Source organism: Candidatus Mycolicibacterium alkanivorans, assembly GCF_022760805.1.
Classification (GTDB): Bacteria; Actinomycetota; Actinomycetes; order Mycobacteriales; family Mycobacteriaceae; genus Mycobacterium; species Mycobacterium alkanivorans.
Window position 1 is genome coordinate 3,914,600 of the sequence record NZ_JAIVFL010000001.1, and the last position, 16,848, is coordinate 3,931,447.

The window sequence follows — 16,848 nt, forward strand, 5'->3', positions numbered from 1 at the left end:
CTTGCGGCAAGACCGGGCCGTCGGCGCAAACTCACTGGTCGAACTACGAAATCGAGGGGGGAAGTGAGCCATGTCGACTCACGCGCACGACCACGAACTGGAGTCTGAGCGCGGCTACCTGGCCGGGCTCTACGACCGGCTCGACACCAAGCGCATGCGGGTCATGGCCCAGTACCGCGCCGCGCTCGGGGGGCCGATCGACGTCCAGGACGGAGGGACCCTGGTGGCCAGGGACGCCGAGGTCCAGGCGCTGGCCCGGTCGATGACGCGGCTGGACGTGGCCGACCATGGCCTGTGTTTCGGACGGTTGGACGCCATCTCGGGGGAACGGCTCTACGTCGGCCGCATCGGGATCTTCGACGAGCACAACGACCACGAACCGCTGCTGCTCGACTGGCGGGCACCGGCCGCACGCGCGTTCTACATCGCCACAGCGGCCAGCCCGGAGGGCATGCGCCGGCGCCGTCAGTTCCATTCCCGAGGACGCCGCCTGGTCGATTTCACCGACGAGGTCTTCGGCCGCCCAGACCCCGACGCCGTCGATGACAACCCGTTCAGCAGTGACGCGGCTCTGCTCGCCGCGGTCAACGCGTCCCGCGGTGACGGCATGCGCGACATCGTCGCGACGATCCAGGCCGAACAGGACGAGATCATCCGGCTCGATCACCCCGGTGTCCTGGTGATCGAGGGCGGCCCGGGTACCGGCAAGACCGTGGTGGCCCTGCACCGCGTCGCCTATCTGCTCTACACCCAGCGGGCCCGGATCGAACGCCACGGTGTGCTGGTCGTCGGCCCCAACGAGGCGTTCATGAACCACATCGGACGCGTGCTTCCGTCGCTGGGTGAGTCGGAGGTCGTGTTCATGACAGTCGGCGACCTGGTTCCCGGACTGCACGTCACCGCCGAGGACACCGCGGACGTCGCCCGGATCAAAGGCTCCCTGGCCATGCTCGATGTGCTCGCGGCGGCGGTCGCCGACCGTCAACGCCTGCCCGAGCATCCGCTGGAGATCCCGTTGGCCGACGTCACGATGCGGATCGAGGCCGACACCGCCCAGTGGGCCGTCGATGAGGCCCGCTCCAGCGGGCTACCGCACAACGCGGCCCGCGCGGTGTTCCGCGAGATCGTCACCTATGTGCTGACCGAGCGGGCCATCGCCCGGATCGGGCGCGGCTGGCTGACCCGCGACAACCGCGAGGCCTGGGAGAAGGTGCGGGCCGATCTGCTCAGCGAGCTCGACGACAACCCCCGGTTCGTCGCCGCGCTCGACCAGCTCTGGCCCATCCTGACCCCGCAGGAGCTGCTGGCCACGTTGTGCACCTCGGCGGAGCGGCTGCATGCGGCCGGTGCCGACCCGGCGCTACAGCGGGAAGTCGGGGATGCCTGGACGGTGTCGGACGTGCCGCTGCTCGACGAACTGGTCGATCTGCTGGGCCGCGACAAGCCCGACGATGATGCCGGCGAACGGGTACGCAGGGCCGAGACCCGTTATGCCGCAGGGGTGTTGGAGAACATGATCGCCCGCGAGGACCTGATGGACGACGAGGACCATCTGCTTGCCCAGGACTTGATCGGCGCCGAGGACTTAGCGGAGCGATTCCTCGAGCGTGACACCCGCGAACTCGCCGAACGCGCGGCCGCCGACCGCGACTGGACGTATCGCCACGTCGTTGTCGACGAGGCACAGGAACTGTCCGAGATGGACTGGCGGGTGTTGATGCGCCGCTGCCCGAGCCGGTCGTTCACTGTGGTCGGCGATCTGGCGCAACGGCGTTCGCCGGCCGGGGCGACGTCGTGGGCCGCGATGCTGGAACCGTACGTGCCCGACCGCTGGGTCTATCGGTCGCTGTCGGTGAACTACCGCACCCCCGCCGAGATCATGGCGGTCGCCGCGTCGCTGCTCGCCGAGTTCGCACCCGGCGTCCGGCCACCGGAGTCGGTGCGCGCGTGCGGCATTCGGCCCTGGTCGCGGCGCGTCACCGCCGACCAGCTGTCCGCCGCCGTCGACGACTTCGTGGCGCAGGAGGCTGCCCGCGACGGCACCAGCATCGTGATCGGGCCACCGGACGTGCCCGGCGCGGTGGCACCGTCGGAGACCAAGGGCCTGGAGTTCGACGCTGTCCTGGTGGCGGAGCCGGACCGGATCCTGGCCGACGGACCGCGTGGCGCGGCCGACCTCTACGTCGCCCTCACCCGGGCCACCCAGCGCCTCGGCGTGGTACATCAGGGCCCGCTGCCTCCGGCGCTGGCCGGGCTAAGGCCTACGATTCACTCGTGACCGCGACACCCGATTCGTCTGATCCGCAGCTGCATCCCGCCGAGCCACACCACAGCGGCATCGGTAGCCGGCTGAACTGGCTTCGCGCCGGGGTGCTCGGCGCCAACGACGGCATCGTGTCGACCGCCGGAATCGTCGTCGGCGTCGCAGCCGCCACCATGGACCGCGGCCCCATCTTCACCGCGGGCATCGCCGGACTGGCGGCCGGTGCGCTGTCGATGGCGGTCGGCGAGTACGTCTCGGTGAGCACCCAGCGCGACACCGAGAAGGCCCTGCTCAAGAAGGAACGCGGTGAACTGACCACCCAGCCGGACGCCGAGTTCGAGGAGCTCACCGCGCTCTACGAGGCCAAGGGGCTGTCGGCGGCCACCGCCCGCACCGTGGCCCAGGAGCTGACCGATCACGACGCGTTCGCCGCGCACATCGACGCCGAGCTGGGCATCGACCCCGAGGAGCTGACCAATCCGTGGCAGGCCGCGTTCTCCTCGGCCATCGCCTTCACCGTGGGCGCGATCCTGCCGCTGCTGGCAATCCTGCTGCCGCCGCCACCGGTTCGCATACCCATCACGTTCGTCGCCGTGCTCACCGCCCTGGCGTTCACCGGCTGGGCCAGCGCCCGCCTGGGCGGAGCCAACGTCGCCCGCGCGATTCAGCGGGTGGTCATCGGCGGGGCGCTGGCCATGCTGATCACCTTCGGCATCGGCCACCTGGTGGGCGGCGCGGTCGGCTGACCGTCGGCGCTACGGCACCGAGAGCGTAGAGATCGTGTCTCGCTCGGTCCATTCGTCGCACTGCTGAAAATCTCACCCGCCGAGGCCGTCGACAAGGCACGCTATTCCCATGCACCTGTCGCGAACCCGATCCATCCTCGCGGTGATCGCCGCTCTCTTCGCGGTCTTCCTCGTCGCCTCGTGCAGTACTCCCGCACCCAAGGAACGCACTATCACGCTGACGTTCATCCGGCACGCGGAGTCGCAGTCCAATGCCGACGGGGTGATCAACACCGAGGTCCCGGGACCGTCGCTGACCGCTGCCGGGGAGCAGCAGGCGGCAGCGGTGGCCAACCGGCTGAAGGGCAACGGCTACGACGGCATCTACGCCTCGGAGATGGTCCGCACCCAGCAGACTGCCGCACCGATGTCCATGGCGCTGGGTGAACCCGTCAACGTGCTGCCAGGACTCAACGAGATATCCGCGGGCTGGTTCAACGGCGAGCAGATGGACCGCGCCGGCGCGACGTACATGGTGGCGCCGATGGACTGGATGCGAGGCGACACCAACTTCAGCATCCCGGGATCGGTCAGCGGGCGGGAGTTCAATGGCAAGTTCACCTCCGCGGTGCAGCGCATCTACGAAAGCGGGGACACCAAGCCCGTCGCCTTCTCCAGCGCCGCGTCGATCATGCTGTGGACACTGATGAACGTGCGCAACGGCAAGGACAGCCTGATGACCGACCACCCGCTGCCCAACACCGGCCGGGTGGTGATCACCGGCAATCCGGTGATCGGCTGGACGCTCGCAGACTGGGACGGCATCGGCTCGTTCTGAGCTGACATGGCCCATCACGAGGCGCTGCCCGTCTTCGCCGATGTCGACACCGGCGTCGACGATGCGATGGCACTGGTCTATCTGATCGCCAGTTCCGACGCCGAGTTGGTGGGCGTCGCCTCCACGGGCGGCAACGTCGACGTCGACCAGGTCTGCCGCAACAACCTCGGGCTGCTCGAACTATGCCGGGCCGGTGACATCCCGGTCTCGCGGGGAGCCGAACAGCCGCTGGCTGACACGATGCGAACCGCCGAAGATACCCATGGCCCTGCGGGTCTGGGTTACGCCGAGCTACCCGCCCACGACCGCAAACTCACGTCCTACGACTCCGCCGAGGCCTGGGTCCGCGCCGCGCACGCCCACCCCGGTGAGCTGATCGGCCTGGTGACCGGTCCGCTGACCAACCTCGCGCTGGCCGCCCGCGCCGAACCTGAGCTGCCGTCGCTGTTGCGGCGGCTGGCCATCATGGGCGGATCGTTCGATTACCGCGGCAACACCACGCCGGTGTCCGAGTGGAACATCAGCGTCGACCCTGAGGCCGCCGCCGAGGTATTCGCCGTGTGGGGGCGGGCCGCGGAATCGAAAGCGATTGAACCGCATCAGCTTCCGACAGTGTGCGGGCTGAACCTGACCGAGAACATCGCGCTGACGCCGGCGATATTGAGCCGGCTGGCCAATGCAGCCGAGGCGTCGTCGGTGGCGATGAGTGTGCTCGACGCCAGGGGAACCCGTTCGGTGGCCGACAACCCGCTGATCCGCGCACTCGAGGACGCGATGCGGTTCTACTTCGAGTTCCACTTCGACCAGGGCGAGGGCTATCTGGCCCATCTGCACGACCCCCTGGCGGCGGCGGTGGCACTGGATCCCGGCATCGTCGCGACCCGGGCGACCACCGTCGACGTCGAACTGACCGGGACACTGACACGCGGTATGACGATCGCCGACTGGAGCCGGCGGTGGGGTCGGGAACCCAACGCGCACATCGGGGTCGACGTCGACCCGGCAGCCTTCTTCGACCGGTTCATCGAGCGGGTCGGCCCGTTCGCGCGGCGTCTGGTTCATTCGTAGACCCCTTCGAGGTACCACCGCCGCTGGCGATAACACAGCAGCAGCGCGGTCCCCGGTTCTTCATCGGACCGGTTGCCCACCAACACCTGAACGCGCGCCGTGCGGCCTGCCCGGGATTGCTCGGCCTGGTCCCACCACCGTTCGTCGACCGGCCACGGCCCGGCCCACCAACTCAGCTCACCCCGGTACTGGCCGTCCAGCCGGGCCGGCTCGGCGCTGAAGATCCCGCGCGAGGTCACCCGGACCGGATTGCCCTGGGCGTCAAGCAGTTCCACCGGATCGTCGAGAAGCACGGTCGGCGCCGGCTCGGGCAGCCGCCCCGGCCACGGCCGGTCGGGGTCGGCCCTGGGCACCAACTCGTCGCCGAGCGGGGTCAAGGTGATGCGCTCGGCGGGCCCGCGACCGCCGGACAGGACCGGCAGCTGCACGGCCTCCTGCCCCAGCAGGCCCTGCACCCGCACCAGTGCCCGCCGGGCCCGCAACCGGTCCTCCTCCCCGACGCCGCCCCACAGCGGCAGCTGAAGCGCCTCTGCGGAAACAACTTCCACCGGCTGCAGCCGCAGCATCGTCACCGGGGCACTCGGCCGGTCGGTGGGCCTGGCTCGAGTGAGCCAGCCGTCGAGCTGCCAGCGCACCCGGTCGGCGGTGGCGTCCTCGGTCAACGGCTCGGCGCACCGCCACACCCGGGTCAGCTCGCCGCCGTTGGCGGTGACGGCGTGGATGGCCAGCCGGGTGCAGCCGACCCCGGCCGACCCCAGCCTGGAGTGCAGGCTCGCGGCCAGCGTCCGCCCCGCGAATGCCGCCGCGTCGACCCGGTCGATCGGCGGATCGCAGGTGAGCACGGCGTCGAGTTCCGGCGGCGGCTCGCGGCCCGACGGTCCGCGCACCGGCTCAGCGCGGGCGAACCGATGGGCGGCCACCGCGTCGGCCCCGAACCGGGAGGCGACGTCGCTACGGGACAGCTCGGCGAACTGACCCAGAGTGCGAATACCCATGCGCCACAACAGATCGGCCAGCTCTTCGCGACCGGGACCGGACAGGCTCGGTTCGGTGGCCAGCTGCCGGATCGACAGCCCCGACAGGAACGCCGCATCCGCACCGGGCTCGAGCACACGTCCGGCCCGGGCGGCGAACACGGCCGTCGCCATCTGATCGGCGACTCCCACCTGGCATTCGGCGCCGGCCGCGGCGACGGCGTCCACCAGCCGCTCGGCGGCCACCTGCTCGGAGCCGAAGTAGCGGGCGGCCCCGCGAACCGAAAGCACCAGCAGGCCCGGCCGCAGCACCTCCGCACGGGGCACCACCTCGTCGACCGCCGCCGTCACCCCTTCGAAGAACCGGGCATCACGGGCCGGGTCGGCGGTGACCACATGCAGCTGCGGACAGCGCGCCTGCGACTCGCGCCGGCGCAGCCCGCGACGCACACCGGTCGCGCGTGCCGCCGCCGAACAGGCGATCACCCGGTTGGCCAAGGTGACCGCGACGGGGGCTGTCGCCGGCAGCCCCGCCGCCACGGCCGCGGCGACGGCCGGCCAGTCCATGCACCAGATCGCCAGCACCCGGGCGGTCACATCAGCCCACCCTCGACCGGACGGCGCGCCCCCGCGCACGCACGGACAACTGCACCCGGCTGATCCGGCCACAACCCGGTACCGGAACACCTGCGCGACCAGCGGTCATCTCGTAGCCGCGCACCCGGGCATCGAGCCGGATCGAGGCGTCCTGCCACTCCCCCCGAGTGACCACCACGGTGCAGCCCTTCTGCCGGGCCCGGGCCACCACTGCCCGCGCCCGGGTGGCGGTCACGGTTCGGCCGGCCAAGCCGACCACCACCAGGTCCATCCCGTCCATCAGCACCGCGGCCACCTCGACGGGGTCGGTTCCCGGATCCGGGATCACCGCGAGCCGGCTCAGGTCGGCACCCATCTCCGCGGCGGCCAGCAGACCGAAATCCGGCAGTCCGACGACGGCCACATGGCCACCGCCGGCCGTCACCGCGGCGGCCATGCTCACCGGCAGCGAGAGGGCTCCGGAAGCCACCGCCACCGCGCCGCGGGGCAACCCTGCCGGGAGCACGTCAGCCAGCGATTCTGGCACCGGCAGCAAAGTTTCCGAGGCCGGAAGAAGCTCGTCGTCCCGCTCGGTGACAGGGCGGGTGCCACCCACCTTCCCGGACACCGCCGCCATCTGGCGACGGAGCTGTTGTAGCTGCTCAGCACGGTCAAGCTGCCGCTTTTCCAGGGCAATCGCCGCCGTCATCGCCCACCTCCAGCTGCGATCGACATCCACTGTGTTCGAATGTATGTTCGACTCTATGAGTAAACACCAACCCCCCGACAGCGTCAAGCGATCAGCCAGCCCCCACCCAGCCGACGATCGGCGTGCTGGCACCATGCATTCAAGCGGCAAACCCAATGACGGAACCGCAGGGAAAGGGGAACACATGAATACCGAGCAGGCCGACAAGATCGCCAACGGAGCTGGCTTCGTCGCCGCGCTCGACCAGAGCGGGGGCAGCACACCGAAGGCGCTGAAACTCTACGGCATCGCCGAGGACGCGTACTCCGGTGACGAGCAGATGTTCGACCTGGTTCACCAGATGCGGACCCGGATCATCACCAGCCCGAGCTTCGACGGCGACCGGATCCTGGCCGCGATCCTGTTCGAGATGACCATGGACCGCGACATCGAGGGCCGCCCCACCGCCGACTACCTCTGGAACGTCAAGAAGGTCGTGCCGATCCTCAAGGTCGACAAGGGTCTTGCCGCCGAGGAGGACGGCGGGCAGGTGATGAAGCCCATCGCCGGCCTGGACGACCTGCTGGCCCGCGCCGTGGACAAGGGCATCTTCGGCACCAAGATGCGCTCGGTCATCAAGCTGCCCGGCGGCGGCCTCGATGCGGTGGTGGACCAGCAGTTCGAGGTGGCCCGCCAGATCCTGGCCGCCGGTCTGGTGCCGATCATCGAACCCGAGGTCGACATCCACAGCCCCAAGAAGGGCGAGGCCGAAGACCAGCTCAAAGCCGCGATCATCGACCACCTCGGCGCGCTCGGCGACGACCAGCAGGTGATGCTCAAGTTGACGCTGCCCGACACCGACGACCTCTATCGCGATCTGGTGGACCACCCGAAGGTGATGCGGGTGCTCGCACTGTCCGGTGGCTACACCCGCGCGGAGGCCTGCGAGCGGCTGGCCCGCAACCACGGTGTCATCGCCAGCTTCTCGCGGGCGTTGACCGAGGGGTTGACCGCCCAGCAGAGCGACGAGGAGTTCGACAAGGCGCTGGACGAGGCGATCGCCGAAATCGCCGCTGCCTCAAGGACGTAACGAGCCTATTCCCACTCGATGGTGCCGGGTGGCTTGCTCGTGACATCGAGCACCACCCGGTTCACCTCGGGCACCTCGTTGGTGATGCGCGTCGAGATTCGCTCGAGCACCTCGTAGGGCACCCGCGTCCAGTCCGCGGTCATCGCGTCCTCACTGGAGACCGGGCGCAGCACGATCGGGTGGCCGTAGGTGCGCCCGTCGCCCTGCACACCCACCGAGCGGATGTCGGCCAGCAGCACCACCGGGCACTGCCAGATCTGGCCGTCCAGGCCGGCCGAGGTCAGCTCCTCACGGGCGATCAGGTCGGCGCGCCGCAGCGTGTCCAGCCGGCCCGCCGTCACCTCACCGACGATCCGGATGCCCAAGCCTGGCCCCGGGAAGGGTTGGCGCGCAACGATTTCCTCGGGCAGGCCCAGTTCGCGACCGACCGCACGCACCTCGTCCTTGAACAGCAGCCGCAGCGGTTCGACGAGCTTGAACTTCAGGTCGGCGGGCAGGCCGCCGACGTTGTGGTGACTCTTGATGTTCGCCGTTCCGGTACCGCCGCCGGACTCGACGACGTCGGGATACAGGGTGCCCTGCACCAGGAACTCGATGGGGTGGCCGTCGGAGTCGCCCTCGGCCAATAGGTCGCGCACCGCACCTTCGAATGCGCGGATGAACTCCCGGCCGATGATCTTGCGCTTGCCCTCCGGGTCGTGCACGCCTGAAAGTGCTTGCAGGAAACGGCCTTCGGCATCCACGGTGACCAGCCGGGCGCCGGTGGCCGCCACGAAATCGCGCTGCACCTGGGCCCGTTCGCCGGCACGCAACAGGCCGTGGTCGACGAACACACAGGTCAACCGGTCACCGATGGCGCGCTGCACCAGAGCGGCGGCCACCGCGGAGTCCACGCCGCCGGACAGACCGCACATGGCCGTACCGTCGCCGATCTGCTCGCGCACCTGCTCGATCAGGGTTTCGGCGATGTTGGCCGGGGTCCAGGCCGCGCCGATCCCCGCGAAGTCGTGCAGGAACCGGCTGAGCACCTGCTGGCCGTGCGGGGTGTGCATCACCTCGGGGTGGTACTGCACCCCGGCCAGTCGGCGGGCGCGGTCCTCGAACGCTGCGACGGGCGCACCGGAACTGGTCGCGACGACCTCGAAGCCCGCCGGCGCGGACGTCACCGCGTCGCCGTGGCTCATCCACACCGGCTGCTTGCCGGGAAGCCCCGAATGCAGTTCCCCGCCAAGGACTTCCATCTCGGTGCGGCCGTACTCACTGGTGCCGGTGCGAGCAACGGAGCCGCCCAGCGCCTGGGCCATGGCCTGAAATCCGTAGCAGATGCCGAACACCGGGACACCGAGGTCGAACAGGGCGGGATCGAGTTGCGGAGCGCCGTCGGCGTACACGCTGGCCGGACCGCCAGAGAGCACGATCGCCTGCGGGTCCTTGGCCTTGATCTCCTCGACGGTCGCGGTGTGCGGGACAACCTCGGAGAACACCCGGGCCTCCCGGACGCGGCGGGCGATCAGCTGGGCGTACTGCGCGCCGAAGTCGACCACCAAGACGGGACGAGGAGATTCCGATGTCACCGGCTCAGTCTAGTGGCGAGGCGGTAGGCGGCTAACCCGCCGTGTTGACCGGCGTGATCGGAAGATGGCGCAGCCCACCGGGGGCGTCGACCGGGACGACCGGGTTCTTCGGCGCGATCGGTGCCAGCCGCTGGTAGGCCTGGCCCTGCACGGGCCGCTGGTCGTCCTCACCCCGGTTGGGCCACAACGACGTTGCGCGCTCGGCCTGTGCGGTGATCGACAGTGACGGGTTCACACCGAGGTTGGCCGAGATCGCCGCGCCGTCCATCACATGCAGCGTCGGATAGTTGTACACCCGCTGATACGGGTCGATGACACCGTGCTCGGGGCTGTCGCCGATCGCCGCGCCACCGAGGAAGTGCGCGGTGAGCGGGATGTTGAACAGCTCGCCCCATGTCCCACCGGCCACACCGTCGATCTTCTCGGCGATGCGGCGGGTGACCTCGTTGCCGACCGGGATCCACGTCGGATTCGGCTCGCCGTGACCCTGCTTGCTGGTGATCCGGCGCAGCCCCAGCACACCCCTCTTGGTGTAGGTGGTGATCGAGTTGTCCAACTGCTGCATCACCAGCGAGATCATGGTGCGCTCACTCCAGCGCCGCGGGGACAGCATGCGCAGCATGGCACGCGGATCCCCGCCGGCGTTGATGAACAGCTGCTTCCAGCGCGGCACGTCGCTGCCTTCCGGGCCGGGCCCGTCGGTCATCAGCGTCTGCAGCAGGCCCATCGCGTTGGAGCCCTTGCCGTAGCGGCAGGGCTCGACGTGGGTGTCGGGGGTGGGATGGATCGACGACGTGATCGCCACACCGTGGGTGAGGTCCAGGTCGGGACGGGCCTCCCGCCGGGCGGCGCCGACGATGGACTCCGAGTTGGTGCGGGTGAGCACACCGAGCTTGTCGGACAGCTTGGGCAGCTTGCCGGTGTCGCGCATCTTGAACAGCAGGTTCTGGGTGCCCCACGTGCCTGCGGCCAAGATCAGCTGGCGCGCGGTGAACGTCCGGGTGTTCTTGCGGGCCCACCGCCCGGTGCGCATGCTGTGGATCTCCCAGGTCCCGTCGGGACGCTGCTCGAAGCCAGTCACCGTCGCCATCGGAAAGACTTGCGCCCCAGCCTTTTCCGCGAGACCAAGATAGTTCTTGACCAGAGTGTTCTTCGCGCCGTGCCGGCAGCCGGTCATGCATTCGCCGCATTCGATGCAGCCGGTGCGGGCCGGGCCCACACCCCCGAAGTAGGGATCGGGCACCGTCTTGCCCGGCGTCGTCTCGCCGTCGGGTCCGAAGAACACCCCGACCGGAGTAGGCCTGAAGGTGTCACCGACACCCATCTCGTCGGCCACCTCCTTCATGATGCGGTCGGCGTCGGTGAAGGTCGGGTTCTTGACCACGCCGAGCATCCGCTGGGCTTGGTCGTAGTGCGGCATCAGTTCGGCGCGCCAGTCGGTGATGTTCTTCCACTGCGGGTCGTTGAAGAACGGGTCCGGCGGAACGTAGAGGGTGTTGGCGTAGTTCAGCGATCCGCCGCCGACGCCGGCGCCGGCCAGGATCATCACGTTGCGCAGCAGGTGAATTCGCTGGATGCCGTAGCAGCCCAGCCGCGGCGCCCACAGGAACTCCCGCAGCCGCCAGGAGGTCTTGGCGAATTCGTGGTCGGCGAACCGGCGGCCTGCCTCCAGCACGCCGACCTGGTAGCCCTTCTCGGTGAGTCGCAGGGCGCTGACGCTGCCGCCGAAGCCCGAACCGATGACGAGAACATCGAAATCCGGTTCCATTCGGCCAGCCTACCCACGAGTAGGGAGGCCTCATTCATCGCGGCCGAACTCAGGCGCCGACGATCAGGCCGACCTTCTGGAATTCCTTGAGGTCGCAGTACCCGGCCTTGGCCATCGACCGGCGCAGGCCGCCGACGAGGTTCAGCGAGCCGAACGGGTCGTCGGACGGGCCGTTGAGCACCCGGTCCAGCGACGGCCGCTCCCCCACCGCCACCTGCAACAGCGCGCCACGCGGCAGGGACGGGTGCGCGGCGGCCGACGGCCAGAACCAGCCGTCGCCGAGCGACTCCGCCGCCGAGGCCAGCGGCGTGCCGAGCACCACCGCGTCCGCGCCGCAGGCGATCGCCTTGGCCAGGTCACCGGAGGTGTGGATGTCGCCGTCGGCCAGCACGTGGACGTAGCGACCGCCGGTCTCGTCGAGGTACTCGCGGCGGGCGGCGGCCGCGTCGGCGATCGCGGTGGCCATCGGCACGCTGATGCCCAGCACCTCGTCGCTGGTGGTCACCCCGGAGGTGGAGCCGTATCCGACGATGACGCCTGCGGCGCCGGTGCGCATCAGATGCAGCGCGGTGCGGTGGTCGAGAACGCCGCCGGCGACCACCGGTACGTCGAGCTCGGAGATGAACGTCTTGAGGTTCAGCGGCTCACCGTCGCTGGCCACCCGCTCGGCGGAGATGATCGTGCCCTGGATGACCAGCAGATCGATGCCCGCAGCCACCAGCGTCGGCGTCAACAGCTGGGCGTTCTGCGGGCTGACCCGCACCGCCGTGGTGACCCCGGCGTCGCGGATCTGGGCGACGGCCGTACCGAGCAGCTCGGGATCCAGCGGCGCGGCATGCAGCTGTTGGAGCAGCCGGATCGCGGCGGTGGGCGCCCGCGGGCAGGAGCGGAGCGACCCGGGGGCGGGTCCTTGCTCCTTCTCGGCCGCCTCGATGACCTGGGCGATCTTCTCCCCGACATCGGCGTGCCGGCCGATCAGCCCCTCGCCGTTGAGCACACCGAGCCCGCCGAGGCGACCCAGCTCGATGGCGAACTCCGGCGACACCAGCGCGTCGGTCGGATGTGCCACTACGGGGATCTCGAAGCGGTAGGCGTCGAGCTGCCAGCCCGTCGAGACGTCCTGTGACGAGCGGGTGCGCCGGGACGGCACGATGTTGATGTCGTCGAGTTCATAGGTACGGCGGGCGGTTCTGCCCATGCCGATTTCAACCATGTCACGCACTGATCGGCACCTAGCGGGCGTAGTAGTTGGGAGCTTCGACAGTCATGGTGATGTCGTGCGGGTGGCTTTCCTTCAGACCCGAGGCGGTGATCCGGACGAACTGCGCCCGCTGCAAGGCCTCGATGGTGTGCGCGCCCGTGTAGCCCATCGCGGCGCGCAGACCGCCGGTGAGCTGGTGGATCACGGTGGCCAGCGGGCCGCGGAACGGCACCCGGCCTTCGATACCTTCTGGCACCAGCTTGTCCTCGGAAAGGACGTCGTCCTGGAAGTATCGGTCCTTCGAGTAGGACTTGGCGGTGCCGCGGCCCTGCATGGCGCCCAGCGACCCCATGCCGCGGTAGCTCTTGAACTGCTTGCCGCTGACGAAGATCAGCTCGCCGGGGGCCTCGGCGGTTCCGGCCAGCAGCGACCCCAGCATCGTCGTGGACGCGCCCGCCGCCAGCGCCTTGGCGATGTCACCGGAATACTGCAGCCCGCCGTCGGCGATCACCGGCACGCCGTGCGGCGCGCACGCCGCCGTCGCCTCCAGAATCGCGGTGATCTGAGGGGCGCCCACCCCGGCGACCACGCGGGTGGTGCAGATCGAGCCGGGGCCGACACCGACCTTGACGGCGTCGGCCCCGGCCTCGACCAGCGCAGCGGCCGCGCTGCGGGTGGCGACGTTGCCGCCGATCACCTCGACGCGATCGCCGACCTCGGCCTTGACCTTGCCGACCATCTCGAGCACCAGGCGGTTGTGGGCGTGGGCGGTGTCGACCACCAGCACGTCGACGCCCGCATCGGCCAGCGCCATGGCACGGTCCCAGGCGTCGTCGCCGACACCGACGGCCGCACCGACCAGCAGCCGGCCGTCGCTGTCCTTGGTGGCCAGGGGATGCTGCTCGGTCTTGACGAAGTCCTTGACGGTGATCAGCCCGGTGAGCCGGCCGTGCCCGTCGACGATGGGAAGCTTCTCGATCTTGTTGCGTCGCAACAGCCCCAGCGCGGCGTCGGCGGTGACGCCCTCCTGAGCGGTGATCAGCGGCGACTTGGTCATGACCTCGGAGACCGGCTTGCCCATGTCGACTTCGAAGCGCATGTCGCGGTTGGTGATGATGCCGACCAGCGTGCCGTAGTCGTCGACGACCGGCAGGCCGGAGATGCGGAACCGGGCGCACATGGCGTCGACCTCGGCCAGGGTGTTCTCCGGCGAGCAGGTCACCGGGTCGGTGACCATCCCGGCCTCGGAGCGCTTGACCATCTCGACCTGCCCGGCCTGCTCGGCGATCGACAGGTTGCGGTGCAGCACGCCCATGCCGCCCTGGCGCGCCATGGCGATCGCCATCCGCGCCTCGGTCACGGTGTCCATCGCCGAGCTGACCAGCGGCACCTTCAGGCGGATCTTCCTGGTCAGCTGACTGGAGGTGTCGACCGCCGCGGGCACCACATCCGAGGCCGCGGGCAACAGCAGCACATCGTCGAACGTCAGACCCAGCATGGCGACCTTGTTGGGGTCGTCACCGCCGGTGAATACCGGGTCGGCGATCAGGCCATCCAGACCCGCGGAAAGACCGTCGATGCGGCCGGTGCTGCCTTCGGCAGTGGACATCGGTGAGGCCCCCATCAGCTGGCGGAACGAGGACACCATCCTATCGGTTCGAGGTAGCCTTCCCTGGCGCGATACCCGCGTCGCTGGCTAGTGTGGAGGCGTGCGCGACCACTTTCCACCAGGCCTGCCGCCAGACCCGTTCGCCGACGACCCCTACGATCCGTCGGCTGCCCTTGATGCTCTGGAGCCTGGTCAGCCGCTGGACCCCCAGGAGCGCGCCGCGGTCGAAGCCGATCTCGCCGACCTCGCGGTCTACGAGGCGCTGCTGGCGCACCGCGGGGTGCGTGGCCTGGTGGTGTGCTGCGACGAATGCCAGCAGGATCATTACCACGACTGGGATATGTTGCGCGCCAACCTTCTTCAACTTCTGGTCGACGGCACCGTGCGCCCGCACGAGCCGGCCTACGATCCGGAGCCGGATGCCTACGTGACGTGGGACTACTGCCGCGGATACGCCGACGCCTCACTCAACGAGGCGACGTCCGATTACGAGGGGCATCGCTGACCTCAGTTTCCGCCGAGCCGCGGTAGCAGCGGCATCGCTGTGGTGGTGATCACGATTTGCGGAGGCGCCGTTGGCGCCTCCGCTGGTGACGGCACGGTCGCGACGGCAGTGGGCGCAGTGGCGGGCGCGGGAGCCGGAACGAATGCGACCGCAGGCGCCGACGGCGGTGCCGAGGCCGCTGCACTGGAGGTGGTGGTGGCCGGCGCGGCCGTGGTGGTCGTGGTGGTGCTCGTCGGCGTAGTGGTGCTCGTCGGCGTAGTGGTGCTCGTCGGCGTAGTGGTGCTCGTCGGCGTAGTGGTGCTCGTCGGCGTAGTGGTGCTCGTCGGCGTAGTGGTGCTCGTCGGCGTAGTGGTGCTCGTCGGCGTAGTGGTGCTCGTCGGCGTAGTGCCGGTAGTGGTCGTGGCCGCCGTTGTCGAGGTGGGCGTCGGCGTCGACGATGTCGTGGGCGCCGAAGACGTGCTCGACGGGGCCTGCGTCGTGGTCGGGGCCGCCGTGGTGGTGGTCGGCGGCTGCGTCTGCTCAGTGGGCGAGGTTGGCACCGTCGTCGAACCGTCCGACGGAGTCGTGGAGATCGTGATGGGCGGCAGACCGGGCACGCTCGTTGGTGGGACGCCGGGACCTTCGCTCGGGGTGACGACGGCAGGAACCAGCTCGGTGGCCGACGGCGGCACCGTGTAGGTGATGCCGGGCGGCACCGTCGCTTCCGGATCCTTCTGAACGACCTTGGCGGACAACTGATTCCACTGATCGAGCAGCTGCTGCTTCTGCTGTGGGTCGGCGAGGCCGTCCACCTGGGTGCTCACCGCGACCAGCTTGTCCTGCGCCTGCTGCCAGTCCCCCTTGGCGATGAGGTCCTGCACCTGGGTCAGCTGGGTCTGCGCGGCGAGCGCGATCTGGTCATCGCGGACCTGCTTGGGTGCACCGAAGAGCATCGTGCGCAGGCCGTAGAGCGCGTCACCGGGACCCGCCCCGGCCACGACCGCGCCGAACCCGCCGATCGCCAGCACACCTGCGGCGGCCGCGCCGACGAGACTCAGGCCGCGACGGCCGCGCACGGTGGTGTGCTTCTGCTTCTCGGCCACGCCCGCGCGCAGCGCGGTGACCGCGTCCCGCTCGGTGATCAAGCCGGTGGCCGGCGGCCAGCGCATCTCGTCGCGCCACCCGCCGAGCATGGAAGCCAGCATGGCGTCGGCGCGATCCTGCGGGGCCACCGGAGCGCCGGTGGCCAGCGCGTCGATCAACTGGTCGCTGCGGACGATGGCGTCCAACGACGATTCGTCGTTACGGGAGTTGCGTCCGAAGTCAGGCATAGTCCTGCCCACCTGCCGCGGTGATCTCGGACTTGAGTTTGGCCAGGGCGCGGTGCTGCGCGACCCGGACCGCGCCCGGTGTGCTGCCGACGGCGTCGGCGGTCTCCTCAGCGGACAGGCCCACGACAATGCGCAGGATCAGGATGTCGCGCTGTTTGTCGGGCAGCACGGATAGCAGCTTGTTCATCCGCGCCGAGGTGTCGGCCTGCATGGCCATCTGTTCAGGACCCGCGTCCAGCGAGTACCGCTCCGGCACCACATCGGTGGGATCGGATCGGTTACGGGCCGCGGCGCGGTGAGCGTCTGCGACCTTGTGCGCAGCGATGCCGTACACGAAGGCCAGGAAGGGGCGACCCTGATCCTGGTAGCGCGGCAGCGCCTGAATGGCGGCCAAGCAAACCTCCTGTGCGACGTCATCGGCTGAGAGGCCTACCCGCTCCGTGGCCCCCAGGCGGGCCCGGATGTAACGGACCACGATGGGGCGGATGGTCTCCACCACTTCCCGGAGCGCATCGCGACTGCCGGCCACAGCTTCCGCAACGGCGGCGTCGAGACGTTCTCCTGGAATTGTCATCGACGGCGATATCTCCAACGTTACGAACTGGGCGCTACCTGGCAGCCATTCAGCTAGACAATATCGGCCCATCCGGGCGACCGGG

Annotated in this window: 14 protein-coding genes; 6 read left to right on the plus strand and 8 right to left on the minus strand. The window is 69.5% G+C overall.

Annotated features, from left to right (window positions below):
- Positions 1-70: 70 nt before the first annotated feature.
- The 4 genes from helR to K9U37_RS19150 all read left to right on the plus strand — a co-directional run bounded on the left by helR (position 71) and on the right by K9U37_RS19150 (position 4,894).
- Complete coding sequence (gene helR, locus K9U37_RS19135) at positions 71-2,278, plus strand: RNA polymerase recycling motor ATPase HelR (protein ID WP_243073040.1); 2,208 nt, start codon at positions 71-73, stop codon at positions 2,276-2,278.
- The gene (locus K9U37_RS19140) at positions 2,275-3,009 is read left to right on the plus strand and encodes a VIT1/CCC1 transporter family protein (RefSeq protein ID WP_243073041.1); all 735 of its coding nucleotides are present in this window, start codon (positions 2,275-2,277) and stop codon (positions 3,007-3,009) included. Before helR ends, K9U37_RS19140 begins: the two co-directional genes overlap by 4 nt.
- A gap of 109 nt (positions 3,010-3,118) precedes the next feature.
- Positions 3,119-3,826 carry a histidine phosphatase family protein gene (locus K9U37_RS19145; protein ID WP_243073042.1) on the plus strand — a complete coding sequence of 236 codons (708 nt, stop codon included), beginning with the start codon at positions 3,119-3,121 and terminating at the stop codon, positions 3,824-3,826.
- A 6-nt stretch (positions 3,827-3,832) separates the two neighbouring features.
- Positions 3,833-4,894, plus strand: coding sequence for a nucleoside hydrolase (locus K9U37_RS19150; RefSeq protein ID WP_243073043.1), 1,062 nt, complete (start codon positions 3,833-3,835; stop codon positions 4,892-4,894).
- On the opposite strand, the gene K9U37_RS19155 is transcribed toward K9U37_RS19150, so the two are convergent.
- The gene (locus tag K9U37_RS19155) at positions 4,885-6,435 is read right to left on the minus strand and encodes a DNA polymerase Y family protein (protein WP_243073473.1); all 1,551 of its coding nucleotides are present in this window, start codon (positions 6,433-6,435) and stop codon (positions 4,885-4,887) included. The two genes, K9U37_RS19150 and K9U37_RS19155, sit on opposite strands and share 10 nt — an antisense overlap.
- Positions 6,436-6,466: 31 nt before the next feature.
- Positions 6,467-7,153, minus strand: coding sequence for a DnaE2-dependent mutagenesis accessory factor ImuA' (gene imuA' / locus K9U37_RS19160; protein WP_243073044.1), 687 nt, complete (start codon positions 7,151-7,153; stop codon positions 6,467-6,469).
- A 184-nt stretch (positions 7,154-7,337) separates the two neighbouring features.
- Here imuA' and K9U37_RS19165 point away from each other — a divergent pair, with 184 nt between their 5' ends.
- Complete coding sequence (locus K9U37_RS19165; protein ID WP_243073045.1) at positions 7,338-8,222, plus strand: fructose bisphosphate aldolase; 885 nt, start codon at positions 7,338-7,340, stop codon at positions 8,220-8,222.
- A 5-nt stretch (positions 8,223-8,227) separates the two neighbouring features.
- Here the strand turns inward: K9U37_RS19165 and guaA are convergent, their stop codons facing one another.
- From guaA to guaB, 4 genes are read right to left on the minus strand one after another with little or no spacing between them, the layout of a single operon-like run.
- Positions 8,228-9,796, minus strand: coding sequence for a glutamine-hydrolyzing GMP synthase (guaA, locus tag K9U37_RS19170; RefSeq protein ID WP_243073046.1), 1,569 nt, complete (start codon positions 9,794-9,796; stop codon positions 8,228-8,230).
- A 31-nt stretch (positions 9,797-9,827) separates the two neighbouring features.
- Positions 9,828-11,564: a GMC family oxidoreductase gene (locus tag K9U37_RS19175; protein WP_243073047.1), complete on the minus strand. Its 1,737-nt coding sequence runs from the start codon at positions 11,562-11,564 to the stop codon at positions 9,828-9,830.
- Positions 11,565-11,613: 49 nt separating this feature from the next.
- Positions 11,614-12,777, minus strand: coding sequence for a GuaB3 family IMP dehydrogenase-related protein (locus tag K9U37_RS19180; RefSeq protein WP_243073474.1), 1,164 nt, complete (start codon positions 12,775-12,777; stop codon positions 11,614-11,616).
- A 19-nt stretch (positions 12,778-12,796) separates the two neighbouring features.
- Positions 12,797-14,374, minus strand: a complete 1,578-nt coding sequence (gene guaB, locus K9U37_RS19185; protein ID WP_272888062.1) for an IMP dehydrogenase — start codon at positions 14,372-14,374, stop codon at positions 12,797-12,799.
- Positions 14,375-14,474: 100 nt separating this feature from the next.
- Here guaB and K9U37_RS19190 point away from each other — a divergent pair, with 100 nt between their 5' ends.
- Complete coding sequence (locus tag K9U37_RS19190; RefSeq protein ID WP_243073048.1) at positions 14,475-14,879, plus strand: DUF5319 domain-containing protein; 405 nt, start codon at positions 14,475-14,477, stop codon at positions 14,877-14,879.
- 2 nt (positions 14,880-14,881) lie between these two features.
- On the opposite strand, the gene K9U37_RS19195 is transcribed toward K9U37_RS19190, so the two are convergent.
- Both K9U37_RS19195 and K9U37_RS19200 read right to left on the minus strand, forming a co-directional pair.
- On the minus strand, positions 14,882-16,189 hold the full coding sequence (locus tag K9U37_RS19195; protein WP_243073049.1) for an anti-sigma-D factor RsdA: 1,308 nt from the start codon (positions 16,187-16,189) through the stop codon (positions 14,882-14,884).
- A complete protein-coding gene (locus K9U37_RS19200; RefSeq protein WP_243073050.1) occupies positions 16,182-16,763 on the minus strand; it encodes a sigma-70 family RNA polymerase sigma factor in 582 nt (193 codons plus the stop codon). The genes K9U37_RS19195 and K9U37_RS19200 overlap by 8 nt, the downstream gene beginning before the upstream one ends.
- Between the last annotated feature and the right edge of the window lie 85 nt (positions 16,764-16,848).

What these genes read in the sequence shown, in the direction of transcription:
- K9U37_RS19195 (WP_243073049.1), bottom strand. Translation starts at nt 16,189, where the DNA reads ATGCCTGACTTCGGACGCAACTCCCGTAACGACGAATCGTCGTTGGAC.
- K9U37_RS19180 (WP_243073474.1), bottom strand. Translation starts at nt 12,777, where the DNA reads ATGGTTGAAATCGGCATGGGCAGAACCGCCCGCCGTACCTATGAACTC.
- guaB (WP_272888062.1), bottom strand. Translation starts at nt 14,374, where the DNA reads ATGTCCACTGCCGAAGGCAGCACCGGCCGCATCGACGGTCTTTCCGCG.
- K9U37_RS19165 (WP_243073045.1), top strand. Translation starts at nt 7,338, where the DNA reads ATGAATACCGAGCAGGCCGACAAGATCGCCAACGGAGCTGGCTTCGTC.
- K9U37_RS19155 (WP_243073473.1), bottom strand. Translation starts at nt 6,435, where the DNA reads ATGGACTGGCCGGCCGTCGCCGCGGCCGTGGCGGCGGGGCTGCCGGCG.
- K9U37_RS19150 (WP_243073043.1), top strand. Translation starts at nt 3,833, where the DNA reads ATGGCCCATCACGAGGCGCTGCCCGTCTTCGCCGATGTCGACACCGGC.
- K9U37_RS19145 (WP_243073042.1), top strand. Translation starts at nt 3,119, where the DNA reads ATGCACCTGTCGCGAACCCGATCCATCCTCGCGGTGATCGCCGCTCTC.
- K9U37_RS19175 (WP_243073047.1), bottom strand. Translation starts at nt 11,564, where the DNA reads ATGGAACCGGATTTCGATGTTCTCGTCATCGGTTCGGGCTTCGGCGGC.
- imuA' (WP_243073044.1), bottom strand. Translation starts at nt 7,153, where the DNA reads ATGACGGCGGCGATTGCCCTGGAAAAGCGGCAGCTTGACCGTGCTGAG.
- helR (WP_243073040.1), top strand. Translation starts at nt 71, where the DNA reads ATGTCGACTCACGCGCACGACCACGAACTGGAGTCTGAGCGCGGCTAC.
- K9U37_RS19200 (WP_243073050.1), bottom strand. Translation starts at nt 16,763, where the DNA reads ATGACAATTCCAGGAGAACGTCTCGACGCCGCCGTTGCGGAAGCTGTG.